3 protein-coding genes are annotated in these 2,639 nt (G+C 74.8%); 2 read left to right on the top strand and 1 reads right to left on the bottom strand.

Annotated features, from left to right (window positions below):
- Window positions 1-506, top strand: a 506-nt coding sequence (locus tag GSF22_RS32775) for a DUF4870 domain-containing protein (protein ID WP_208817787.1), incomplete at its 5' end; no start/stop codon positions are given.
- An 88-nt stretch (window positions 507-594) separates the two neighbouring features.
- Here GSF22_RS32775 and hemW read toward each other — a convergent pair.
- Complete coding sequence (gene hemW / locus GSF22_RS32770) at window positions 595-1,818, bottom strand: radical SAM family heme chaperone HemW (protein ID WP_208817786.1); 1,224 nt, start codon at window positions 1,816-1,818, stop codon at window positions 595-597.
- A 19-nt stretch (window positions 1,819-1,837) separates the two neighbouring features.
- Between hemW and GSF22_RS32765 the strand changes: the two genes are divergently transcribed.
- Window positions 1,838-2,623: an enoyl-CoA hydratase-related protein gene (locus GSF22_RS32765; protein ID WP_208817785.1), complete on the top strand. Its 786-nt coding sequence runs from the start codon at window positions 1,838-1,840 to the stop codon at window positions 2,621-2,623.
- Window positions 2,624-2,639: the final 16 nt, after the last annotated feature.

Below are 2,639 nucleotides of genomic sequence, written 5' to 3'. Positions count from 1 at the left end.
CCGGTGGCTATCCGCCCCCGACCTCCGGCGCGGGGGGCTACCCGCCGCCGGGTGACCAACCGCCGCAGGGCGGCTACGGCGCGCCCGGTGGCTACGGCGCTCCGGGCGCCGGCTACCCGCCGGCCGGTGGCTACCCGGGTGGTCCGGCACCGGCCGGATTCGCCAACAACGACGAGAAGACCTGGGCACTGGTCGCGCACTTCGGTGGTGCCGCCGGCATGTTCCTCGGTGCCGGGACCGCCGGCTGGATCGCCCCGCTGGTGGCCCTGCTGGCCAAGGGCAGCCAGTCGCCGACCGTCCGGGCCCACGCGGTGGCCGCGCTGAACTTCCAGCTCGTCTGGTCGATCGTCGCGGTGATCGGCTGGGTGCTGGCCTGCATCCTGATCGGTTTCCTGTTCGCCATCGGCGCGATGGTGCTCGGCATCATCTTCGGCGTCGTCGCCGGGCTGAAGGCCAACGAGGGGCAGCTCTACCGCTATCCGATGTCGGCCAACCTGGTCAAGTAGTCCGATCACGCAGGTCGGTCCGTCCCCGGGGGGAAAAGGCGGGCCGACCTGCTCAGGGCGGCAGTTCGGTGCCGGGCAGCCGGCCGGCTCAGGGCAGCAGGTCGCGGACGACCGCGTCGGCGAGCAACCGCCCGCGCAGGGTGAGTACGGCCCGACCGGCGGCGTACTCCACCGGATCCAGCAGGCCGGCCGTCAGGGCGTCCGCCGCACCGGCCCGCCCCGCCGCGTCGAGCGTGTCCAGCGGCAGCCCGGCGGCCAGCCGCAGCCGCAGCATCACGTCCTCCATGTGCGCCTCGGCCGGCGAGAGCAGCTCCCGGGCCTGCCCCGGGGACTCCCCCACGGAGAGTCGTTTCGCGTAGGCCGACGGGTGCCGCACGTTCCACCAGCGCACCCCGCCGACGTGGCTGTGCGCCCCCGGACCGAGGCCCCACCAGTCCCCGCCGGTCCAGTAGAGCAGGTTGTGCCGGCACCGGCCGGCCGCCGTGCGGGCCCAGTTGGAGACCTCGTACCAGGCGAACCCGGCCGCGCCGAGGGCGGCCTCCGCAGCCAGGTAGCGGTCGGCGGCCACGTCGTCACTCGGGTACGGCAGCTCGCCGCGCCGCATCCGGGCGGCCAGCCGGGTGCCGTCCTCCACGATCAGGGCGTACGCGCTGACGTGGTCGACCCCGGCCGCGACGACCTCGGCCAGCGAGGTGGCGAAGTCCTCCGCGCTCTCCCCCGGCGTGCCGTAGATCAGGTCCAGGTTGACGTGGTCGAACCCGGCGTCCCGGGCCTCGCCGGCGGCCTCGGTGGCCCGGCCGGCGCGGTGCTGCCGGTCCAGGATCGCGAGCACCCCGGGGGTGGCCGACTGCATGCCCAGCGAGACCCGGGTGTACCCGGCGGCCCGCAGCGCCCGCAGCGAGGCGGGGGTCACCGACTCCGGGTTGGCCTCGGTGGTCACCTCGGCGTCGGCGGCCAGCCCCCAGGTACGGTCGATGCCGTCCAGGATCCGGCCCAGGTCGTCCGGGCTGAGCAGGGTGGGCGTACCGCCGCCGACGAAGACCGTGTCGACCCGTGGCGGCGGGTTGTCCCCGAGCACCCGCCGGGCGAGCGCCAACTCGGCCAGCACGGTGTCGGCGTACTCGTCCCGGCTGGCCCCGCCGCCCAGCTCCGCCGAGGTGTAGGTGTTGAAGTCGCAGTAGCCGCACCGGCTGGCGCAGAACGGCACGTGCACGTACACCCCGAAACCGCGCTGCCCGACCGAGGTCAGGGCGGCCGGGGGCAACGCACCGTCGGTAGGTACGGGTTCACCATCTGGAAGCACGCCGGGCATGGCCACTAGTGTGCCCGGCATGACCTCTCCGGACGCGCTCGTACGGGTCGCCACCGCCAGCGGGGTGACCACGCTCACCCTCGACAGCCCGGCCAACCGTAACGCCCTCTCCACGCCGCTGATGACCCAACTGCTCGACGGGCTGGCCACGGCGGTCGCCGACGACGCGGTACGGGTCGTCGTGCTGGACCACACCGGCCCGGTGTTCTGCTCCGGGGCGGACCTGAAGGAGACCGCCGCCGCGTACGCCAGCGGGACGGTGCCCGCCGGCATGCTGGCCGACGTGCTCGCGGCGGTCTGGGAGTGCCCGAAGCCGGTCGTCGCCCGGGTCGCCGGCCCGGCCCGGGCCGGTGGGCTGGGCCTGATCGCCGCAGCCGACCTGACGGTCTGCGCCGAGGAGGCGACGTTCGCCTTCACCGAGGTGCGGATCGGGGTGATCCCGGCGGTGATCTCGGCGACCGTGCTGCCCCGGCTGCACCCGCGCGCGGCGGCCGAGCTGTACCTGACCGGGGAGACCTTCGACGGCCGGCGGGCGGCCGAGGTCGGGCTGGTGACCCGGGCCGTACCGGCGGCGGAACTCGACGCGACGGTGGCCGGGTACTGCACCGCGCTGGTCCGGGGTGCACCCGGCGCGCTGGCGGGTACCAAGGGGCTGCTGCGCCGGCCCGCCGCGACCGATCTGCGGGCCGGGTTGGCGGAACTCTCCGCCCTCTCGACCCGTTACTTCCTCTCCGAGGAGGGCCGGGAGGGGGTCCTGGCGTTCCGGGAGAAGCGACCGGCCCGCTGGGTACCGACGACGGACTGACCGACCGGTCGGTGAC

The organism is Micromonospora echinofusca (genome assembly GCF_017614955.1).
GTDB lineage: Bacteria > Actinomycetota > Actinomycetes > Mycobacteriales > Micromonosporaceae > Micromonospora > Micromonospora echinofusca_A.
This window is presented reverse-complemented; position numbering and strand designations above follow the sequence as displayed.

Coding starts and splice junctions, on each gene's coding strand:
- hemW (WP_208817786.1), bottom strand. CDS start 1,818: ATGCCCGGCGTGCTTCCAGATGGTGAACCCGTACCTACCGACGGTGCG.
- GSF22_RS32765 (WP_208817785.1), top strand. CDS start 1,838: ATGACCTCTCCGGACGCGCTCGTACGGGTCGCCACCGCCAGCGGGGTG.